This window comes from Brevibacillus porteri (genome assembly GCF_003013475.1).
Lineage (GTDB): Bacteria > Bacillota > Bacilli > Brevibacillales > Brevibacillaceae > Brevibacillus > Brevibacillus porteri.
The window spans coordinates 1-17,947 of sequence record NZ_PXZO01000037.1; the positions used below are offsets into that span (position 1 = coordinate 1).

A 17,947-nucleotide genomic window follows, 5' to 3' on the forward strand; every position below is an offset into this window, starting at 1 on the left:
CACTTTTTTCTCTTTTGTTAAATCAAATAACCCCCTACATTTTCTCGAAATAGTTCCATTGTTCCTGAACGAATTGAATCTTAAATTTGACTTTATTTAAAATGTCAGCACCGATTTCTTCTCCCAATAAGAATTTTTCGATTTCCCACCCTATCATCATCAATGTTGTATCAATACCCCAGATTGCTAAATCACGCATGTACTCTGCTTCAGAAACTTGTAACACTGTTTCAGAGATTAATTCGTGGTACCTTGTTACAACATACCTCAGCAAGTCTAAATTATAGATATCCTGAAGAATAAAGCTTACATCTCGGATAGGTGACGTGAATCCCGCCCATTCCCAATCAATGAACTTGATCTGTTCCCCAGTAAGGAAAACGTTGTCCAGGTGGGGATCGCCATGTGTGATCGTTGCCACTTTAGGCTTATAGTTAGTTGTCATTGAGTAGAATTTATTTGCGATAAATTCAATTGTCATGAGTTCGTTAATGTCGAACCCCTTTAGTTGGCTCAAATTTTTGATAGCCCATTCACCCCATTCTTTACTTGGGGCATGCGAGACCAAATGACTTTCTTTAGAGATCTTCTGCGACAAAGTAAGTGCATTAATGTGAAATTCCGATAACGTCTCTAAAATTTTGTTAAGAATCTCCACTTGATCCATAAGTGAGTAGTCAGACATTACCTTTTTTAGAGGTATTCCGGCATCACTCTGAATAATTGCTGGAGGGTTCCGATCAAAGGTTGAATATATTTTGGGAGTGTATGATCCAATGATTGGAGCCAACATTTCCATCACTTTCAATTCGTTAGTTCGATCAGATGCATACTCCTTATATATAAAGCTATTTTCGGAGTTGCCTTCTACCTCCGTCTTGACCCGATAAATGTTGCCAGCATGTGCTCCATTAATCTTGAAATGGCTCAATATCGATAAACCCAAAGAACGAAAGCGTTGTGAAATGAGTTCCATAATAATTGCTCCTTCTCAATTGAATAGAGGAATATTATCACAAGTAATGATGTGTTAAATCACATAATCCCAATACCATGATTTTTGATTACCGCCCGCAGCCAAAGATACAGTGACCAGAGAAAGAACACGAACATCCTGGCACCGATTTCCCTGTCTTTTCGATCAATATGTCTTACCACATCGAAGTAATGAAATACCAGCGCCCCGATGCCAATAAGCGTGTAAATGCCAATCACCCAGAGGAAAATTACCACTCATCATCCCTCCCCTTTTACAAATCGATTGAAATGTTAAATCAAGTTAGACAGCAGCCAAATTGCCAAACCAACAACGCCTGCTGCTATCAATCCGATAATTACCCCGAACCAAATCAATGGTGTAAAATCAATTGGTCCCATGCTCTGATCCTCCCATTTTTAAGAAATCGTGTGTTCTGTAACCAACAATCCCCATTTTTCGTAATTCCTTTCGAAAGGAGCACTCTCTTATGACAATCATATTGATCCTTTTTATTGGATGGATTCTAATCCTGAATGCAGAGTCTCTCCAAGCTAGATGGATATACGTATTGTTAATTACCCTTACTGTTATTTTTTTGTTTTTACTAGCCCTTCCGTATATGAACGAAGATTGGACTGGGCATTAGGTCAGCTTTTAATACAATTACCGTTTTGTTAAACACTTCCATTTTTTTCTTTAGTGATACAATTTTAAAAAACTGAAATCGCGGGTGATTTTTTGATTACTTTACTCAAAGCCTTTAGGTTTTCATTTGTCATACACTTTCTTTCCTTTTGGGCCTACTTTACATGGGACTTGTATGAACAGAATCAAATGTACCAAGAAATTTTTCAAATTATGCAAAAGGAATTAACTGAGAATTCAGGTTCAGGGTTTTCAATAGCCTATGAGTCTACAAACTCGTATGAAACCTTGTTCTGGTACGGATGCGTAACATTCCCTCTTTTAATGGCTGCCTATGTCTTTTATAAGAAGAAATTTCTAACAAAGTAACTATTTTGATAAGTGTAAGTGGAAAATTATTGAAACAATTGCCTTCTTTCATCGTCTTATAGGTACCAGTGTTGAAAGAGGTGTAAATCATTGAAAAAGCAGCTTATCATGACGAAATCTTTAGTTATTCTGATGCTTACTATGGCAGCCGTAGTGAATGCACAATCCCCTAGTAATCCCAGTGAGCAACCGAAAACGACTTTTATTCCAAACGCAAAACCAACTGACTGGAAGGAAGTCAAGAGATTACCACTTCCCACCCCAAATGAATGGAAGGCAAGCCTCAAACCTTTGCAGGTAGAAAACCAATAACATATGAACACATGCCATTGACTTATCTCCCTACACATCGTGTTAAGTACCTTTTGATTTAAAGTCGTGTAAAATAAAGGAAATCCATTAGATCGGAGTGATCAAGATGTTCTGGGCGCTAATTGGAATTCCAGTTTTATTAATACTCATTGGGGCCTACCTTTCTGATAAGAGGCGCCAAAGAAAATACCGCTTTGAAGAACTCGACCATGCAGCTAAACATAATTCTCGATCTAGTGCCGAAGCCGAGGCACAAAGCAGAACATGGATGGATTCACCATAACTGTTCAAACTGAGCATTGTGGGTAGATCGGCTCTACCCTGACTAACTAATATGTTAATTTGATCAACTGACAACGGAACGGTACCATTAAATGTTGGTACTTTCTTGTTTTTATTAAATCGCATTTAATACTTGTAAATGGTGAATGAGGTGAGTATTTATGAGAAAAATCATCATATTTTTGGCCGTATCGCTAGTTCCATTTACATATCTAGGGATGCTTATGGACTGGCAGACTAAGACCATCTACGGTTATTTTCTCGTACTTGCCTTTGTCACAATTCTTGCGTTTCTTCAACGTTCCGTTCTCACCTTACTAGTAGCAAATCTACTTTCAACTATTTGGAGCTATTGGTTAGCTTCAGCTAAACTACTTGATTATCAATATTTCTTTAAGCCATTTAGCGTCAAAGGACTCGTAATTATTTCTGCTGTCTTATGGCTTGCTCCTCAATTACTAGCCTTCTGTTTTAACAATAAATCTCCAAGACAGAAGTAATTTTCCTCCCTACACATTGTGTGAATTTTTCTGATCATGTAGACTAACTGCTCCACACTTTATTGGTCTTCTTATAGGGGGTATTTATGGATAAACAAAAAGTGTATGCTGCTGCCTCAATAATCGAATCAACCTACTATAAGTATCAACATACAAATTGGTTGAATTTTTCTATTAAAAATCAAACAATCGCACGAATTCATATCAAATTAGAAATACCGCTTATCGAGGCCAAAACAATATACCGTTTTGCTATAGAAAACAAAATTCCTAAGGTATGGTACGCAATTGTAGAGAGAGCTGAAATAATCGAATTCCCCTCCAGAGATCTTATACCTGAGGCAGTACGTTTTATCAGTGAGGATTCACTGTAAGAAATTATTGCTAACAGACTGCGAACGGAAGAAAGAATCTCTCGTGAAATTGCTGAGTTGGATGAAGATTAAACATATTGAGCAATTTGTTGTGAAGATGCACTGAAACCATTTTCTGTAACATTCGTATTTAAATACAAGATGAGTAATTGAAGTGTGAAGCCAGTGGAACTAATAATCTTTGTGTTCGAATTTATCGGTAACCTCTTAGGATTGATCCTTGGCAAAGAAGATCCGCATTAAGTGCCGTTTTTAACTTAATTGATCTTGTGTATCCAGGTGCATTCGATCCGCGCCACTGGATACACGTTATCAATTTAATTAATCAATCCGTTTTTCTCTTCTGCCTCGATTGCCATTTCATCCAAATGGCCTGACAAGCATCCTAAGCTGCAATAATGATCGACAGATGGCTTCTTGCTTACCAATATCCACTCAGGCTTGTCCCCCACGATCTTTTCATCGCAAAATGCACATTTCATGGTATCTTCCTCCCCCTACGAAAATGCCAACTGACTATTGGCATCTTCAATTTCTCGAAGGAGTTTTCCCTGTGGTCGCCAATCGATGATGTACTCCATCGCCCTTTCCAAATCGAGGACACGAGTATTTCGGTAAGAGTCAACGTTGAAGTATCCCTTAAAATCCCGCCAAATTGACGAGAATACTTTTCCGCGCAAGCTACTGTCTTGGTAAGCTTGTCCATCTTTGCCGCCAAGGACCTGTACTGCTTGCTGTCTGGCTGCGTTTTGAAGTAAGAGCTGCTGACCGTAGTCAATTGTCTTGCTTTCCTCTAGCCTCTCGACACGACTTTCGATCTCTTGTTGCTTCTGATCCAGGAAGAAGATCGCTTTTACTTCGGGACTCAAGCTGGCATATGCGCTAGGCTTCTCGATAACGCGATAGTAGTCGTCCACCAGCATTTCGTAGGCTTCCCATGCTTCATCTGTGTTTAGAGACTTCGCGTGCAGCCATGCACCTTTTTCAGTCCAGAGATAAATTACAGGAGCATACTTGAGGTTCCCCGAAACTTTCTGGGAAGCTTTGAACTGCTTTAACTCGTCACCTTTAAGAGCGAAAAAGTGTTTGCCTTCTTTGTACCGTGTAACGTTATTTTGGAAGTTGTCGTTGATGTTGTCGTTATCTGTTCCGTATGACTCAGCCAACTGAGCTTTGGTCAATACCCTTTGGCCCTCGTAGTCAAACACCTGTAAGTTGCTCACTTCACCTTCCCCCTTTTCGGAACCACCAGTTTCAAATGTTTCGGCCGTTTTTCTCGAACTGGCTTTGTTCTTCCTTTGCTATCCATAACGAATTGGTCGCCATCGAGTGTGGTATGGAGCGTATATGTTTGGATTCCGTTTTCGGCAGCCCATTGCTCCATGATCCCCGGCTGTCCTTGCGCTCGTCTCATATCACTCATCAGACTCATGAACTCGACAAGAAAAAAAGTTATATCCCAGTTATGGTAGTCCCACAGAAAATCAAATACAGTTTCAGATGTCTCACCAATCGGCTTGTCCCATCCAAGCTCTGCGATTTTATCCACGGTGTAAAAATAATCTTTGGTTCCTCGACGGTTACCGTCATATTCCTTTGTGATCGGAAAGATGCTCGTAAACCTTCTTGGAGTGACCAAGGAAATATACGCCATGATCGCCTCTGTAATGTGGAAGCGCCGTTCCATATCTTCGAGCGTTGTATTTTCTCCCGCCCGTCCAAAGTACTTTACGCCATAAAAGATTGTTCGCTCCAATGCTTTATCATCATCCATTGTATCTGGCAGAGCGGCGATCAGTGCATTGAGATAAAGATCGAGTTTATCAGTGTTCTTCTTAACTGGCCTATGCCCTACTTGCATCAAGGTCCCTCCCAGGAATATCTTTTGGAATAATTTGAGTGGATATTGACAAAGGTCATTACAACCAATTCGCCTAAATCCTGAGTATTTTACAACCAGCTCCGCCCATCACTTCCGCTCGCGCCGCCTGTTACGGCCTTTCACTTCGCGATAATCCACAAAAGGCTCGATCCGCTCCATGATCCGCGCTGCGCTCCTGTAGTTCGGCTCGCTGTTCTTCGCCTTGGCAAAATGTTGCTCCAATTCATCGAGTTTTAGATTGGACGTGTAAATGGTGGGCAGCTTCTCCATTCGCCGTTGAAGGATTGGGCCCAACACTTCGTCACGAGTCCATGCCGTGATCGCTTCTGCACCTATGTCATCCAGGATAAGCACTGATACATTTTTCAGAGCCTCCAGCTTTTGCTCCATTCCACCCGTCTCAATTGATGCTTTAATCTCCATCAGATAATCCGGTACATACAGCATCAAAACGTCCACGCCGCGCTTTGCCAGCTCCTGAGTCATAGCGCCTGCTATTGCGCTTTTGCCTACCCCGAACGGGCCGTATATGTAGAGTCCTCTTGTTGTCTTCCCGCGCTCAAAGCTGACGCAAAAGTTAATGGCTGCTTTTATGGCTTCGATCCGTCCAGCGTCTTTCTCCAAAGCTTCAAAAGTTGTATTCATGATGTGATCAGGGACGAACTGGCTTTTGACCAGGGATTTTAACTTACGCTGGTGATCATGGCTTTGTTGATGCTCACAAGGTGAGAAGCGCATCCCCGCTTTTCCAGACTCAACGAAGACAGTTTGCCGATGCCCGATAAAGAAATTCCGACACGACTCTAAACCTTTGCATGTAGCGCAATTCATGTTTGTATCGCGATATTCGTATAGCTCTGGCAAAGTGAATTCCCCATCGGGATATCGGTTCATAAGCCCTTGAATCAGCTCGTGTTTGTACAGAAGCTCTTCTGATTGTTTTGCCTTTTCCATAAGCCTCTGCCATCTTTCATCGTTTGAAAGCACGTCTCCAATTGAGTTCATGTTTACTCAGTCCCCTTGCCTTGGAGCTGGCCCATCAGCTTTTGCAATTCGTGATCTTGTGCCGGATCATAGCTTGGATCGTCCTGCGGTGCTTGCCCTCCTCGAAGGTTGTCCAAATACGCTTTGTCGGCTTCTGACATTCCAGTTGATTGACCGCGAGTGTATTTGCCTTTATTTGATGCCTTGCTCCTAGCGTGTTCAGCAATAGCAGCTTGGACTTGCTGGAGTGTACGTAGTCCTTGATCAGCCCATCCGATGAGGATTTTTGTCGTATACTTCCAGCTCTTCGTGCCATTCAAGATCGTTTCTCTGAGGGCCTCGATAATGATCTCTTCCGGCTCGTCAAAGTGACCTTTAACAATCCATTGATCGATGTCCTGTACAATGATTGGCGGTATTGCTGCTGTGATGTTATTCATATAGAAAGTGACAGGATCAGGTTTTTGGGGGATGGTCTTATCTGGTAGGTCATCCAACGCACTGCTGGCTCCTGCTCCTGCGCCCGCTTCTTGTTCTTGTTCTTCTTCTTGTTCTTGTTCTTGTTCTTTTTCTTTTTCTTCCCCATAGTCTATGGATACCGTATCGATACCGTATCCATACTCTTTGCAGAGCGCCTGAAAAACCTCAACGAACGGCTTGTGTTTTACGCCTTTCAACTCTTTTGTGATGCAGGCTTTCACCTTGGGGCTGTTAATCCGGTTATGCTTTAACCAGTTCAACATCATGATTTCTTTGGTTGTCTCGTTGTAAGCGACCTTCCCATACTCGACAAAACGATTGAGAAGCTTGTCCACCGTTTCCCGGTTGTATCCTGTCTCCGTCTCTATGATTCGCTTTGGCAACTCGTAGATGCCGCACTGTGTCGTTTTGCTGTTTGTCATGAGGTACAGGAAGAAATACTTTTCTTCCGGTGTCAGGTCAAGGACAAAACCATCTTGCCAAAAGCTTGTCTGTACTTGTCTATAGGTTGCCATCTTATGCGCCCCCTTTTTTGATGTCATTTACTCGCAAGATCGCCTCTGCCCCCAATTTTGGGTTCAGTTCTTATTTGATACAGAAGAACCATCGCGTCCATGAAGCCCGCTTTGTATGCAAACTCTTCGGTTATGGCTTCCATTGAAGCCACTGTGTCGTCGTATTTATTCAGCAGGTGTTCTTTATCATCAGGAAGCAGTTTACGAATGTCGTTAATTAATCCGTCAAGGCTCTTGCTCTTCTCTTGATAATCGTCCGATTTGCGAAAAACGTGCCCATTAAAGCGATGAGCAAATAACGTATCAGCTACGTCTTCAAAATCCCGCTTGCTGACTTCTAAGTCCCTTGCGAGTGCCATTTACACTACTCTCCTTCCCAAAGAAGAATTGTCACTCAAGCCAGTGCGGTACGATACCTCCACGCACGCTTCTCGCATCGAATGGACGGCATCATGTAACGAGGTGAGTAATTCCTTTTGATCCGGTAGAAGCGCTTCAATACGTATAGAGCAGATTCATAACGATCCTCTGCCGAACCAACAGCACTTGCATTCTTTGCAATATCCTGCACCCTCCGTAAATTCGCCTTTAGTTCTGTTTGTATCGGTATATAGATTCCAAATAGGATTTTGGAAAAAACCCTGCATTTCAGAACCAAGTGCCATTCCATCGAGTATTCCGTATTCAAAAGTTACTTCTCCCTCAATTGCCCGTAGCCAATTCACGCGGGATTCTAATTCATTGTGTATCTCAGAATGTTCTTCACCGAGGATCGTCCCCAATTCCGCATAAAGCTCGTAAAATCGAGTATTTGCCAGTTTGACTGCCTCGTTTTTTTCGATGGGTAATTTATCCATTCTTTTGTGGATAGCTGGTTTTAACCAGTTCATAAGCATTTTCAAACAGGTTCCCTCCCCTTTTGTAGGAGGACAAACTTTTATGTATACATATTTGCAACATTCGCTATAATAAGTAATAGCGAGGCTTGTCCTCCGTTGATTCGGTTGTCATTTCCTTGGTCCGCCAAGACAATTTAGGGAAATGACTGTTTTACTCCACCTGTTCGCAGCAGGTGGTTTTTTCTTTTTTTGCCCAACGCCCGAGTATTTTTGCTGCTTGTTCGGACTCCCGAGCTTTCTTTATTTCCGTTACTTTTTCAGCAGTAATTCGCATTTTGAGAGCTACCATGATCATCCCTTGCTGGTCATAGCGTCTGGCTGTTTCCTCAAGAGCAGATACGATCAGCGAAAGCTGCTCCTCGTCCACCCCATTCAGTTTTTCCTTTACATTTTCATCCATCGCTCCTTATCACCCCCTTTCAGGCTTTTCAGCGTACCTCGAACTAGGCAATTGTTTTTTGAGAAGCGCGCCTATTCAAGTAATGGAAGTGTCGATCTAAGAACGCCTGCATTTCCTTTGCCCGAAACATCCACCTGCCACTTTCACGGCCATTCGAGATTTCAGCCATTTCTTCCTTAAATTCTGGATTCAGGAGAATGTTTTCGATAAGCCAATCGCGTTTTCTGCAAGTTTCCGCTTCGAGACGTTTCAGATCCCACCATCTTCTACAAGGTTGCGTATGAATTGCTCGTCAATACTTACCCTTATTGCCTCTGTTGAGTTCAAACATCTTTCCTCCTCTCTATCATCTGGCAAATATAAAACAAACAATGTTTCTAATTCGAAACCATCGGATTTAAAAAATACTCATCTGCACTTATCTCATAAGTAGTACAGATGAGACGAACCTCTGAGAGTGAGAAGTCACCCCCTGTTCCATTCAGATTTTGATTGAAAGCGGATGTTGATTTCTCGAGTAAATTCGCAACTTCTTTCTGATTTATGCCACGTTCATCCAGAAGCGCTTTGAATTTTGTGTAAGGGGTATGACGTCGCTTGATGACTCGCAAGTATTAGCACCTCCTAGTTTCTCATTCGAAACTTTATGAGCTGAGTATAATTGCCAAAAGTTTCGTTGTCAATAACATATTAGCCGATTATCTATATATTTGTTGCGTTTTCGAAACACATAAGATATTATTGGTTTAGACCGATCTAAATTGTTAATTGTTAGGAGAGTCCTGAAATGAAGTCGTTTGGAGATAAGGTAAAAGAATTGAGAGTTGGACGCAGGTTATCCCAAGAGGAATTGGCTGAAAAACTAAATGAACGTTTCGGCAGCGCAATCAACAAGAGCATGATTTCAAAATGGGAGAATAATCTAAGCGAACCTAAATTAGAAACTGCTCGAATGCTTGCATTATTCTTCAATGAGTCCTTGGACGATTTACTGAGCCTTAATAACGACATTCAAACAATCGCAGCTCACCACGATGGGGAAGATTGGACTGAGGAAGAACTTGAGGAAATTGAGCGCTTTAAAGAGTTTGTGAAACTAAAGAGAAAACAACAGGAGTGACAGAATGACCTACGAGGAACTCTACCAGGAGGCAACACAACTAGGAATAGACATCTATGAAATGCCTTTAAAACCAAGAATCAACGGACTTTACGGTGACAATGTTATAGGCATTAATAAATTCATCCCAACTAGCACCGAGAAAGTTTGTATACTCGCTGAGGAGTTAGGCCATTATTTTACTTCATCTGGAGATATCCTAGATCAATCGGAAATCGCTAACCGGAAACAAGAGAAACGTGCAAGAAGCTGGGGATATGAAAAGCTCATTCCTCTCAACAGATTTGTCCAAGCCCATAAACACGGAATTAGGAATCGATACGAACTTGCTGATCATCTTGGGGTAACAGAAGATTTTCTTGAATCCGCTATAAACAGATACATCGAAAAATATGGGACGCATGTAATGGTTGGTACTTCTATTGTTACTTTTGAGCCATTGGGTGTAGCAAAACTTTTTGAGTAACTTTGCGCTTTCCAGCCGCAAGGCTGTTTATCATATAAATCGAACCGAACCAATGTTCTTGCTTGTGTTTTGAATACCTGAAAAGGAGCATCGCGTTATGGCCAGTTTTCAAGATGGATGTACAAGTATTACTCTACAATCGATCCGGAAACAGGTAAAAAGAAGCCGTCTACTAAAAGAGGTTTCAAAACGAAGAAAGAGGCGCAATTAGATGCAGCTCGGACAGAACAGCAGCTAGCAGAAGGAACGTTCATTACAGAGGACAAGAGCAGCGTTACCTTTGAACAAGTCTTTAAACAGTGGTTTGAGACGATTTCAAGCACCTATAAACCCAGCACTCGAAAAGCCGTACTATCGAAATTCAACAAGCGCATTCTCCCCCACTTTAGAAAATTAAAAATGAAGGACATCAGTAAAGCTTATTGCCAAGATGTGATTAATAAGGTTGCCGAAGAAATTAAATCGGTCGAGAACATGAAGATGTATGCGAATCAAATATTTGAGTATGCGATATCAAAAGAAATCCTTGTAAACAATCCGTTAAAAGGAGTGATCATTCCGAAGAAGGACGAGGAGTTTATCGTAAGCGCAGATGAACCCGAGCGTAATTACTGGGAGAAACTTGAGATCAAGAAATTTTTAGATATTGCGAAACTCGAGTGTACAATGCGGGATTTTATAATGTTCCATCTGCTAATTTACACTGGCGGACGTAAAGGGGAAGTTCTGGCCTTACGCTGGAGCGACATCGACTTTAAAGCCAAAACCATTCATTTCAATAAAACTTTGTTCTATGAAAAAGGACAGTATGTCACTCTGACATCCAAAACGGCCGCTTCAAGGCGTCTTATAAGTATAGATGACACAACCGTAGGGTTGCTCAAAAAATACCGTACAGGGCAATATGGAGCTTCGGTTGTACATCTCCACTCAAAAGATACTGAAATGGTTTTAACTCGTGAAGAAGGGTCCCCTCTTCGACTCGCATATCCAAATGACAAATTAAATGAGATTATCAAATCCAATAACCTTCATCCAATAAACATCCACGGAATGCGACACTCGCACGCCTCCCTTTTATTTGAAGCCGGAGCCAGCATCAAGGAAGTTCAGGAGCGCCTCGGTCATTCCGATATCAAAATGACTATGAACATCTACACCCACGTTACCCGAACGGTCAAAGAGCAAACTGCATCCCGATTTGAGAAGTTCATGGAGCTATGACCATACAAATATGGTCAAAATATGGTCACGGCTCATTCGGGGGAAAAATTAAAGCCCCTGACCAATGAAGGCCAAGGGCGATAATCCTTGATATAGCAAGCTTCTTAGCGCTTGGAGAATTGAGGTGCGCGACGAGCTGCTTTCAAGCCGTATTTCTTACGCTCTTTCATACGAGGATCGCGAGTCAGGAAGCCAGCGCGTTTCAGAGCGCCGCGCAGTTCCGGATCTGCTTTCAGCAGAGCGCGAGCAACGCCGTGACGGATTGCACCAGCTTGGCCAGTGGTTCCGCCGCCGTTTACGTTAACCAATACATCGTAACGACCAAGAGTTTCAGTCAAAACGAGTGGTTGTTTTACGATCAATTTCAGTGTTTCCAAACCAAAGTAAGTATCCATTTCACGCTTGTTGATCACGATGCGACCTTCACCTGGAACCAGGCGAACGCGTGCTACGGAGTGCTTACGACGACCTGTACCGTAGTATTGTACTTGTGCCACGTATATTTCCTCCCTTTACCTTAACCGCGAATTTGCCAAACTTCTGGTTTTTGTGCTGCGTGTGGATGCTCAGTTCCAGCGTATACTTTCAGCTTGGTGAACATTTGACGTCCCAGGCTGTTTTTAGGCAGCATGCCTTTTACCGCCAGTTCGAACATACGATCTGGTCTCTTGTTCAGCATTGCGCCAGCAGTGGTCTTTTTCAAACCACCTGGATACAGGGAGTGAGTGTAGTAAATTTTGTCATTCAGTTTGTTACCAGTCAATTTCACTTTGTCAGCGTTGAGTACGATTACGAAATCGCCAGCGTCAACGTGAGGAGTGAATTCTGGTTTCAATTTTCCGCGCAGGATAGAAGCTACTTCGCTCGCCAGACGACCCAGCGTTTGGCCTTCAGCGTCTACGATGTACCATTTGCGCTCAACTTCGAGCGGTTTCGCCATATATGTGGTACGCATTTTTGTCCCTCCTAAATATCTTACCTAACACACTTATAACCAAAACAACCGAAACTTGCAATGGAAGATAATTGCTGTTACGGGTGAGCAACTCTTCCAGGTGTTCCATGTAATCACGATCTTGTCTTTCAATCCCGGGGCTAGAGTGGGGCTAGGCGGGGTTAAAATACCAAGGAATATCGTACTACATAGACGCCCCATAGTCAAGTGCTGCTCGTTCGTCTAATAGTTGGAAATCTGAGAACTAGTAGACAACTTCCCACATGGTCAGACCCTTGGCTGGTGCTGTCTTACCTGCCTTTTCCCGATCACATGCGGCGAGGATTTCCCTCAGTTCAGCAGGGTTTCTTTTTCCTTGCCCTACTTCAACCAAAGTCCCCACAATAATTCGAACCATGTTGTACAAAAAACCGTTGCCTCGGCATGTCACCCAGACCTCGTCTCCGCTTTTTTCTACGGTGACCCCGTACACAGTCCGAACCTTGTCCTCCACGTATGTCTTTGCTGAGCAAAAGGAAGTAAAATCATGTTCACCCACCAAGTAATGAGCAGCCTGCTGCATCGCGTCCACATCTAACGGAAACCGGACATGATCGGCGTAACGATGTCGAAATACATCTGCCACTGGAGTGTTATCGATACAATATCGATATTCTTTTACTTGCACGTCAAAACGCGCATGAAAAGAGGCATCGACCTCTTCGACTGTCCGAATGACAATAGAATCAGGCAGCTGATTGTTCAACACAAACCGCCATTTATCCATCGGAATGTTACTCGACGTGTCAAAGTGAATCACTTGACCGCGCGCATGAACACCCGCATCTGTCCGGCCCGAACCGAAGACTTGGATATCCTCTCCGGTAACCCGATTCAAAGCGGCTTCAATTTCACCCTGGACCGTTACTTGATCTGGCTGTACCTGAAAACCGCTAAAGTCAGTTCCGTCATATGCCAATACACATCGCAGTCGCTTCATGTACGCCACCATCCAATCACGATTACCAAGATCACACTCGCAACAGCTACGATTCCATCACGCCAAGTGAACGTCAGCTTATTCAGCCGCGTTCTCCCCACTCCCCCGCGATAGCCACGTGCTTCCATCGCCAAAGCCAGCTCTTCCGCACGCCGAAACGCACTAACGAACAATGGGATCGCGATCGGAATCAGGTTCTTGGCTCTGCGCACGAGACTTCCACTGGTGAAATTGGCTCCTCTGGCGGTCTGCGCCTTGATGATTTTATCCGTTTCTTCCATCAGGGTCGGAATGAACCGGAGTGCAATTGACATCATCAGGGCTATATCATGAACCGGTATGCCGATCTTCCCTAGTGGTCCTAGTAAACGCTCCAAACCCTCCGTCAAATCGATTGGAGAAGTGGTCAGTGTTAGCAAGGAACTAATGAGAATCAAAAGTCCCAAGCGCAAAGAAATGAAGATCGCCTGGCGAACCCCTTCCTCCTCTACTGTAAACCATCCCCACTGAAAGTAGACCGTTCCGCCTTTTGTGATAAAAATATGCAAGACAACGGTAAACAAAATCAGGATCCAGACTGGCTTTAAGCTTTTTAATATATAGGACAACGAAAGCCTAGAAAGAAGTGCAGCATACAGGGTAAAACCAATCAGTATGGCGTACGTTACCGTATTGTTAGCTAGAAAAATCAAGGTAGCAAAAAGGATAATGAAGAGAAGCTTGCTCCGCGGATCTGCACGATGTAAAAAAGATTGCCCTGGTACGTATTGACCAATTGCGATATTCTGCAGCATGCCTAGCCCTCCTTTGGTACGGACAGTCGTTCCAGCAGATGGGCAATCAGCTCTTCCTCCCGATAAAGGGAGCTCGGCAGACTAGCCTTGTCCGGCAGCAATTGATTCATTTGCGATACGAGAGCCACCGTTTCCGGTACATCCAAAGACAGCTCTCGGAGACGATCTACATGCATGAATACTTCCTCCGGCTTCCCCTGCAAAGCTACTTGGCCTTGTGCCATCACAAGCAAATAGTCTGCATAGCGGGCTGCCTCTTCCATGCTGTGCGTGACCAATAGTGTCGTGAGGTTTTGTTCCCGATGAATCCGGTAGATTCCTTCCAGAATCGTTACTCGTCCCGCAGGATCAAGACCCGCAGTTGGTTCATCCAATACCAGAACCTTCGGCTGCATGGCAAGAACACCAGCCAAAGCAACACGTCGCATTTGCCCGCCACTCAAATGAAACGGCGAGCGATCCTTGATCGTGGCATAATCCAGGCCGACAATTTCAAGGGACTCCTTTACGCGCGCTTCCACCATTTCCGTTGGCAAGTCAAAATTGAGCGGTCCAAAAGCAACATCCTTTGCAACCGTTTCTTCAAACAACTGATGTTCAGGATATTGAAAGACGAGCCCAATATCGCGCCTTTGAGCATGGGGTAATCGCCGCTTTGGAGTAATGACCGCATCACCCAGGGTGATTTGCCCTGTACTAGGCATCAGTAACCCGTTCAAGTGCTGAATCAGCGTTGACTTACCCGAGCCTGTGTGGCCAATAATTCCGACAAACGAACCGGATGGAATCGTCAGCGAAATATTGTGTAAGGCAACTCGTTCGAACGGTGTTCCTTTTGCGTAGATATGGCTTACTTGGTCAAAAGTAATTTGCATACGTGCTCCACCAGCTCCTCTTGATGCAGGACAAACGGTAAATCAATCCCTTTGGAATGAAGTGCGTGTCGCAGTCGAACAGCAAATGGCACATCCAGTCCCACCTGTTTCAAACGATCTACCTCATTAAACACTTCACTCGGCGTACCTTCCATCAGGACTTCACCAGCATTCATGACGATGACCTTATCCGAATAAATGGCTTCTTCCGGAAAATGGGTAATGTTAATGATCGTGAGTCCCTCGTCACGGTTCAGTTGACGAGCCAGATTCAGCACTTCCATTCTCCCTTGTGGATCAAGCATCGCTGTCGCTTCATCCAAGATGATGACAGAAGGACGCATCGCCATAATTCCGGCGATCGCCACGCGTTGCTTTTGACCCCCAGACAGACGATGTGGTTGTGCCTGTAGATAAGACTCCATCCCTACAGAAACGAGCGCCTCATCAATACGATCGCGCATCTCTTTGGGGTCCACACCCATGTTTTCTAGGCCAAAGGCGACATCATCTTCCACAGTAGCCCCAACAATCTGATTGTCCGGGTTCTGAAAGACCATGCCAACATGTCGTCGGATCTCCCAAAGCAGCTCCCCATCTTTCGTATCCATTCCACTGATAAGTACTGTGCCACCTTCTGGAAGCAGCAAAGCATTCATCAGCTTTGCCATCGTTGATTTGCCGGAACCATTGTGACCCAATACGGATACAAAGGAACCTTTTTGAATGGTAAGGTCAACACCTTGTAATACCGGAACCCGTTGGCCATCCTCACCATCGTAGGTATAAGAAACATCTCGCAATGCCAGCAGGTTATCTTCATTCATGAGGCATTCACAACCTCCCCAGCCTTCACAGGGAACTGACTAGCAGGATTTCGATGAGAAAGGAAAAAAGGGTTGAATCAGAGTCCAGCCTATGACCAGATCTGCCCCCACCCTTTTCGCGGTAATCTACAAGGCCGAAACCTGAGTAAACGACCAGTTTACATGTATTAAACGAATTCGATGTACGCCATTGGAGCAGCGTCGCCACGGCGAGGGCCGGTTTTCAGGATACGAGTGTATCCACCGTTGCGCTCTTTGAAGCGAGGAGCGATTTCATCGAACAGTTTTTGAACAGCATCGCGGCCTTCAGCATTCGCAACTTCTTTGCGAACGAAAGCAGCAACTTGACGGCGAGCATGCAGATCGCCACGTTTCGCGAGCGTGATCATTTTTTCAGCGATTGGGCGCAGTTCTTTCGCCTTCATCTCTGTAGTTTCGATGCGCTCGTTGATGATCAGGTCTGTTACCAAGTCGCGGAACAGCGCTTTACGAGCTGAGCTACGACGACCCAATTTACGTTGTGCCATGTGGTTTACCTCCCTCTTAATCGAGAGAACAAAAGTTTGCTTCTTGGTTTGCTATTCTAATCGTCGCTGCGCAGGGACAGGCCCAGTTCAGCTAACTTTTCTTGAACTTCTTCAAGAGATTTGCGCCCCAGATTGCGTACTTTCATCATGTCCTCTTCTGTCTTCTGCGTCAGCTCTTGCACGGTATTAATACCGGCACGCTTCAAGCAGTTGTAGGAACGAACGGAAAGATCGAGCTCTTCGATAGTCATCTCCAAGACTTTCTCTTTCTTGTCCTCTTCCTTCTCTACCATGATTTCTGCATCCTTCGCCTCGTCAGTCAGACCGACGAACAGGTTCAAGTGCTCCGTCATGATTTTTGCGCCGAGACTCACGGCTTCTTCCGGACTGATGCTACCGTTAGTCCAAACCTCAAGTGTTAACTTGTCATAGTTGGTCATTTGCCCTACACGGGTATTTTCCACTTGATAGTTAACGCGCTTGATTGGCGTGTAGATCGAATCAATCGGAATCACACCAATAGGCAGATCCTCAGATTTGTTTCCGTCAGATTGAACATAACCACGACCACGTCCAGCTGTCATGCGGATATGCAGACGACCGCCATTGGCCAACGTTGCAATATGAAGATCAGGGTTTAAGACCTCCACATCACTGTCAGCACGGATATCTCCCGCTTTGACAACGCCTTCGCCTTCTGCATCGATCTCGATTACTTTTTCTTCATCGGAATGGATCTTCAGCGCCAAGCCTTTGATGTTCAGGATGATCTCGGTTACATCTTCAACGACGCCTTCAATCGTGGAGAATTCGTGAAGAACCCCATCGATTTGAACAGTACGAACTGCCGCGCCTGGCAAGGACGAAAGAAGAATTCGTCTCAGCGAGTTGCCAAGGGTAGTTCCGTATCCGCGCTCTAGAGGTTCTACAACAAACTTTCCATACGAGTTGTCGTCGCTAACTTCCACAACCTCGATTTTTGGTTTTTCTATTTCTATCATTAAACAAACCCTCCTTCAAAACGTCGAAATCCTGGGGTGGGCCGCATACGTGCCCACTCAGGAATTTCCCCGGCGGTTTACCGTTTGCGTGCATGACAAGCTATAAATCAGAATTTACCATTCTAGTATGGACATGTTCTGAACGATATAAACCAGTTACACGCGGCGACGTTTTGGTGGACGGCAACCGTTATGCGGAATTGGCGTCACGTCTTTAATCATGTTCACTTCAAGACCAGTAGCTTGCAGGGAACGGATCGCAGCTTCACGACCAGCACCTGGGCCTTTTACTGATACTTCAAGGGAACGCATGCCGTGTTCCATTGCAACGCGTGCAGCCGCTTCAGCAGCCATTTGCGCAGCAAATGGAGTGCTTTTACGGGAGCCTTTGAAGCCGAGGGAACCAGCACTGGACCAAGAGATCGCGTTACCGTGTGGATCCGTGATAGTGACGATCGTATTGTTGAAAGTAGAACGGATGTGTGCTACGCCGACTTCAACATTCTTACGGTCACGACGACGGGTACGAGTTGCTGTAGCTTGTTTTCTTTTCGCCAT

Annotated in this window: 27 protein-coding genes; 6 read left to right on the plus strand and 21 right to left on the minus strand. The window is 44.3% G+C overall.

Going from position 1 to position 17,947, the window contains the following annotated elements; all coding sequences use genetic code 11:
- Positions 1–34: 34 nt before the first annotated feature.
- Together C7R92_RS18405 and C7R92_RS18410 are read right to left on the minus strand one after the other, a co-directional pair.
- Positions 35–976 (minus strand): phosphotransferase, encoded by a 942-nt coding sequence (locus C7R92_RS18405; RefSeq protein WP_106835245.1) that lies wholly within the window; start codon positions 974–976, stop codon positions 35–37.
- Positions 977–1,035: 59 nt separating this feature from the next.
- On the minus strand, positions 1,036–1,233 hold the full coding sequence (locus C7R92_RS18410; protein WP_106835246.1) for a hypothetical protein: 198 nt from the start codon (positions 1,231–1,233) through the stop codon (positions 1,036–1,038).
- A gap of 850 nt (positions 1,234–2,083) precedes the next feature.
- On the opposite strand from C7R92_RS18410, the gene C7R92_RS18420 reads away from it, so the two are divergent.
- From C7R92_RS18420 to C7R92_RS18430, 3 genes are all read left to right on the plus strand, one after another.
- Positions 2,084–2,305 carry a hypothetical protein gene (locus C7R92_RS18420; RefSeq protein WP_106835248.1) on the plus strand — a complete coding sequence of 74 codons (222 nt, stop codon included), beginning with the start codon at positions 2,084–2,086 and terminating at the stop codon, positions 2,303–2,305.
- Between the two features lie 443 nt (positions 2,306–2,748).
- A complete protein-coding gene (locus tag C7R92_RS18425; RefSeq protein WP_106835249.1) occupies positions 2,749–3,087 on the plus strand; it encodes a hypothetical protein in 339 nt (112 codons plus the stop codon).
- 86 nt (positions 3,088–3,173) lie between these two features.
- On the plus strand, positions 3,174–3,461 hold the full coding sequence (locus C7R92_RS18430; RefSeq protein WP_106835250.1) for a hypothetical protein: 288 nt from the start codon (positions 3,174–3,176) through the stop codon (positions 3,459–3,461).
- Between the two features lie 317 nt (positions 3,462–3,778).
- Here the strand turns inward: C7R92_RS18430 and C7R92_RS32375 are convergent, their stop codons facing one another.
- The 10 genes from C7R92_RS32375 to C7R92_RS18475 all read right to left on the minus strand — a co-directional run bounded on the left by C7R92_RS32375 (position 3,779) and on the right by C7R92_RS18475 (position 9,232).
- On the minus strand, positions 3,779–3,943 hold the full coding sequence (locus C7R92_RS32375) for a hypothetical protein (RefSeq protein ID WP_167403223.1): 165 nt from the start codon (positions 3,941–3,943) through the stop codon (positions 3,779–3,781).
- Positions 3,944–3,958: 15 nt separating this feature from the next.
- Positions 3,959–4,684 carry an ORF6C domain-containing protein gene (locus tag C7R92_RS18435; protein WP_106835251.1) on the minus strand — a complete coding sequence of 242 codons (726 nt, stop codon included), beginning with the start codon at positions 4,682–4,684 and terminating at the stop codon, positions 3,959–3,961.
- A complete protein-coding gene (locus C7R92_RS18440; protein WP_106835252.1) occupies positions 4,681–5,322 on the minus strand; it encodes a hypothetical protein in 642 nt (213 codons plus the stop codon). Before C7R92_RS18440 ends, C7R92_RS18435 begins: the two co-directional genes overlap by 4 nt.
- A 108-nt stretch (positions 5,323–5,430) precedes the next feature.
- Positions 5,431–6,348: a primosomal protein DnaI gene (gene dnaI / locus C7R92_RS18445; RefSeq protein WP_106835253.1), complete on the minus strand. Its 918-nt coding sequence runs from the start codon at positions 6,346–6,348 to the stop codon at positions 5,431–5,433.
- A gap of 2 nt (positions 6,349–6,350) precedes the next feature.
- Positions 6,351–7,322 (minus strand): DnaD domain-containing protein, encoded by a 972-nt coding sequence (locus C7R92_RS18450; protein WP_106835254.1) that lies wholly within the window; start codon positions 7,320–7,322, stop codon positions 6,351–6,353.
- Positions 7,323–7,345: 23 nt separating this feature from the next.
- Positions 7,346–7,681, minus strand: coding sequence for a hypothetical protein (locus tag C7R92_RS18455; RefSeq protein WP_106835255.1), 336 nt, complete (start codon positions 7,679–7,681; stop codon positions 7,346–7,348).
- Positions 7,682–7,837: 156 nt separating this feature from the next.
- The gene (locus C7R92_RS18460; protein WP_106835256.1) at positions 7,838–8,224 is read right to left on the minus strand and encodes a hypothetical protein; all 387 of its coding nucleotides are present in this window, start codon (positions 8,222–8,224) and stop codon (positions 7,838–7,840) included.
- A gap of 148 nt (positions 8,225–8,372) precedes the next feature.
- Positions 8,373–8,621: a hypothetical protein gene (locus C7R92_RS18465; protein WP_106835257.1), complete on the minus strand. Its 249-nt coding sequence runs from the start codon at positions 8,619–8,621 to the stop codon at positions 8,373–8,375.
- A gap of 43 nt (positions 8,622–8,664) precedes the next feature.
- Complete coding sequence (locus C7R92_RS18470) at positions 8,665–8,907, minus strand: DUF771 domain-containing protein (RefSeq protein ID WP_106835258.1); 243 nt, start codon at positions 8,905–8,907, stop codon at positions 8,665–8,667.
- 91 nt (positions 8,908–8,998) lie between these two features.
- Positions 8,999–9,232: a helix-turn-helix domain-containing protein gene (locus tag C7R92_RS18475; RefSeq protein WP_244195774.1), complete on the minus strand. Its 234-nt coding sequence runs from the start codon at positions 9,230–9,232 to the stop codon at positions 8,999–9,001.
- A gap of 176 nt (positions 9,233–9,408) precedes the next feature.
- Here C7R92_RS18475 and C7R92_RS18480 point away from each other — a divergent pair, with 176 nt between their 5' ends.
- From C7R92_RS18480 to C7R92_RS18490, 3 genes are all read left to right on the plus strand, one after another.
- Positions 9,409–9,741 carry a helix-turn-helix transcriptional regulator gene (locus C7R92_RS18480; RefSeq protein WP_106835259.1) on the plus strand — a complete coding sequence of 111 codons (333 nt, stop codon included), beginning with the start codon at positions 9,409–9,411 and terminating at the stop codon, positions 9,739–9,741.
- 4 nt (positions 9,742–9,745) lie between these two features.
- A complete protein-coding gene (locus C7R92_RS18485; RefSeq protein ID WP_106835260.1) occupies positions 9,746–10,207 on the plus strand; it encodes an ImmA/IrrE family metallo-endopeptidase in 462 nt (153 codons plus the stop codon).
- A 117-nt stretch (positions 10,208–10,324) separates the two neighbouring features.
- On the plus strand, positions 10,325–11,431 hold the full coding sequence (locus C7R92_RS18490) for a site-specific integrase (RefSeq protein WP_106835261.1): 1,107 nt from the start codon (positions 10,325–10,327) through the stop codon (positions 11,429–11,431).
- Between the two features lie 104 nt (positions 11,432–11,535).
- On the opposite strand, the gene rpsI is transcribed toward C7R92_RS18490, so the two are convergent.
- The 9 genes from rpsI to rpsK form a co-directional block, all read right to left on the minus strand.
- Positions 11,536–11,928 (minus strand): 30S ribosomal protein S9, encoded by a 393-nt coding sequence (gene rpsI / locus C7R92_RS18495; RefSeq protein WP_005828788.1) that lies wholly within the window; start codon positions 11,926–11,928, stop codon positions 11,536–11,538.
- A gap of 20 nt (positions 11,929–11,948) precedes the next feature.
- Positions 11,949–12,386 (minus strand): 50S ribosomal protein L13, encoded by a 438-nt coding sequence (rplM, locus tag C7R92_RS18500; protein WP_007716295.1) that lies wholly within the window; start codon positions 12,384–12,386, stop codon positions 11,949–11,951.
- A 244-nt stretch (positions 12,387–12,630) separates the two neighbouring features.
- Complete coding sequence (truA, locus tag C7R92_RS18505; protein ID WP_106835262.1) at positions 12,631–13,365, minus strand: tRNA pseudouridine(38-40) synthase TruA; 735 nt, start codon at positions 13,363–13,365, stop codon at positions 12,631–12,633.
- Positions 13,362–14,159 carry an energy-coupling factor transporter transmembrane component T family protein gene (locus C7R92_RS18510; RefSeq protein WP_069852847.1) on the minus strand — a complete coding sequence of 266 codons (798 nt, stop codon included), beginning with the start codon at positions 14,157–14,159 and terminating at the stop codon, positions 13,362–13,364. The genes truA and C7R92_RS18510 overlap by 4 nt, the downstream gene beginning before the upstream one ends.
- Positions 14,160–14,161: 2 nt before the next feature.
- Complete coding sequence (locus C7R92_RS18515) at positions 14,162–15,034, minus strand: energy-coupling factor transporter ATPase (RefSeq protein ID WP_017247069.1); 873 nt, start codon at positions 15,032–15,034, stop codon at positions 14,162–14,164.
- On the minus strand, positions 15,010–15,861 hold the full coding sequence (locus tag C7R92_RS18520) for an energy-coupling factor transporter ATPase (protein WP_069852850.1): 852 nt from the start codon (positions 15,859–15,861) through the stop codon (positions 15,010–15,012). Before C7R92_RS18520 ends, C7R92_RS18515 begins: the two co-directional genes overlap by 25 nt.
- 167 nt (positions 15,862–16,028) lie before the next feature.
- Positions 16,029–16,388 (minus strand): 50S ribosomal protein L17, encoded by a 360-nt coding sequence (rplQ, locus tag C7R92_RS18525; RefSeq protein ID WP_017247058.1) that lies wholly within the window; start codon positions 16,386–16,388, stop codon positions 16,029–16,031.
- 56 nt (positions 16,389–16,444) lie between these two features.
- Complete coding sequence (locus tag C7R92_RS18530; RefSeq protein ID WP_017247057.1) at positions 16,445–17,389, minus strand: DNA-directed RNA polymerase subunit alpha; 945 nt, start codon at positions 17,387–17,389, stop codon at positions 16,445–16,447.
- A 156-nt stretch (positions 17,390–17,545) separates the two neighbouring features.
- Positions 17,546–17,947, minus strand: coding sequence for a 30S ribosomal protein S11 (gene rpsK, locus C7R92_RS18535; protein ID WP_005828803.1), 402 nt, complete (start codon positions 17,945–17,947; stop codon positions 17,546–17,548).

Excerpts from the sequence above, each read along its gene's own strand:
- C7R92_RS32375 (WP_167403223.1), bottom strand. The coding sequence starts at position 3,943 with ATGAAATGTGCATTTTGCGATGAAAAGATCGTGGGGGACAAGCCTGAG.
- C7R92_RS18425 (WP_106835249.1), top strand. The coding sequence starts at position 2,749 with ATGAGAAAAATCATCATATTTTTGGCCGTATCGCTAGTTCCATTTACA.
- C7R92_RS18480 (WP_106835259.1), top strand. The coding sequence starts at position 9,409 with ATGAAGTCGTTTGGAGATAAGGTAAAAGAATTGAGAGTTGGACGCAGG.
- truA (WP_106835262.1), bottom strand. The coding sequence starts at position 13,365 with ATGAAGCGACTGCGATGTGTATTGGCATATGACGGAACTGACTTTAGC.
- C7R92_RS18515 (WP_017247069.1), bottom strand. The coding sequence starts at position 15,034 with ATGCAAATTACTTTTGACCAAGTAAGCCATATCTACGCAAAAGGAACA.
- dnaI (WP_106835253.1), bottom strand. The coding sequence starts at position 6,348 with ATGAACTCAATTGGAGACGTGCTTTCAAACGATGAAAGATGGCAGAGG.
- C7R92_RS18490 (WP_106835261.1), top strand. The coding sequence starts at position 10,325 with ATGTACAAGTATTACTCTACAATCGATCCGGAAACAGGTAAAAAGAAG.
- C7R92_RS18510 (WP_069852847.1), bottom strand. The coding sequence starts at position 14,159 with ATGCTGCAGAATATCGCAATTGGTCAATACGTACCAGGGCAATCTTTT.
- C7R92_RS18405 (WP_106835245.1), bottom strand. The coding sequence starts at position 976 with ATGGAACTCATTTCACAACGCTTTCGTTCTTTGGGTTTATCGATATTG.
- C7R92_RS18485 (WP_106835260.1), top strand. The coding sequence starts at position 9,746 with ATGACCTACGAGGAACTCTACCAGGAGGCAACACAACTAGGAATAGAC.
- C7R92_RS18530 (WP_017247057.1), bottom strand. The coding sequence starts at position 17,389 with ATGATAGAAATAGAAAAACCAAAAATCGAGGTTGTGGAAGTTAGCGAC.
- C7R92_RS18430 (WP_106835250.1), top strand. The coding sequence starts at position 3,174 with ATGGATAAACAAAAAGTGTATGCTGCTGCCTCAATAATCGAATCAACC.
- rpsK (WP_005828803.1), bottom strand. The coding sequence starts at position 17,947 with ATGGCGAAAAGAAAACAAGCTACAGCAACTCGTACCCGTCGTCGTGAC.
- rplM (WP_007716295.1), bottom strand. The coding sequence starts at position 12,386 with ATGCGTACCACATATATGGCGAAACCGCTCGAAGTTGAGCGCAAATGG.
- C7R92_RS18520 (WP_069852850.1), bottom strand. The coding sequence starts at position 15,861 with ATGAATGAAGATAACCTGCTGGCATTGCGAGATGTTTCTTATACCTAC.
- rplQ (WP_017247058.1), bottom strand. The coding sequence starts at position 16,388 with ATGGCACAACGTAAATTGGGTCGTCGTAGCTCAGCTCGTAAAGCGCTG.
- C7R92_RS18440 (WP_106835252.1), bottom strand. The coding sequence starts at position 5,322 with ATGCAAGTAGGGCATAGGCCAGTTAAGAAGAACACTGATAAACTCGAT.
- C7R92_RS18465 (WP_106835257.1), bottom strand. The coding sequence starts at position 8,621 with ATGGATGAAAATGTAAAGGAAAAACTGAATGGGGTGGACGAGGAGCAG.
- C7R92_RS18455 (WP_106835255.1), bottom strand. The coding sequence starts at position 7,681 with ATGGCACTCGCAAGGGACTTAGAAGTCAGCAAGCGGGATTTTGAAGAC.
- C7R92_RS18450 (WP_106835254.1), bottom strand. The coding sequence starts at position 7,322 with ATGGCAACCTATAGACAAGTACAGACAAGCTTTTGGCAAGATGGTTTT.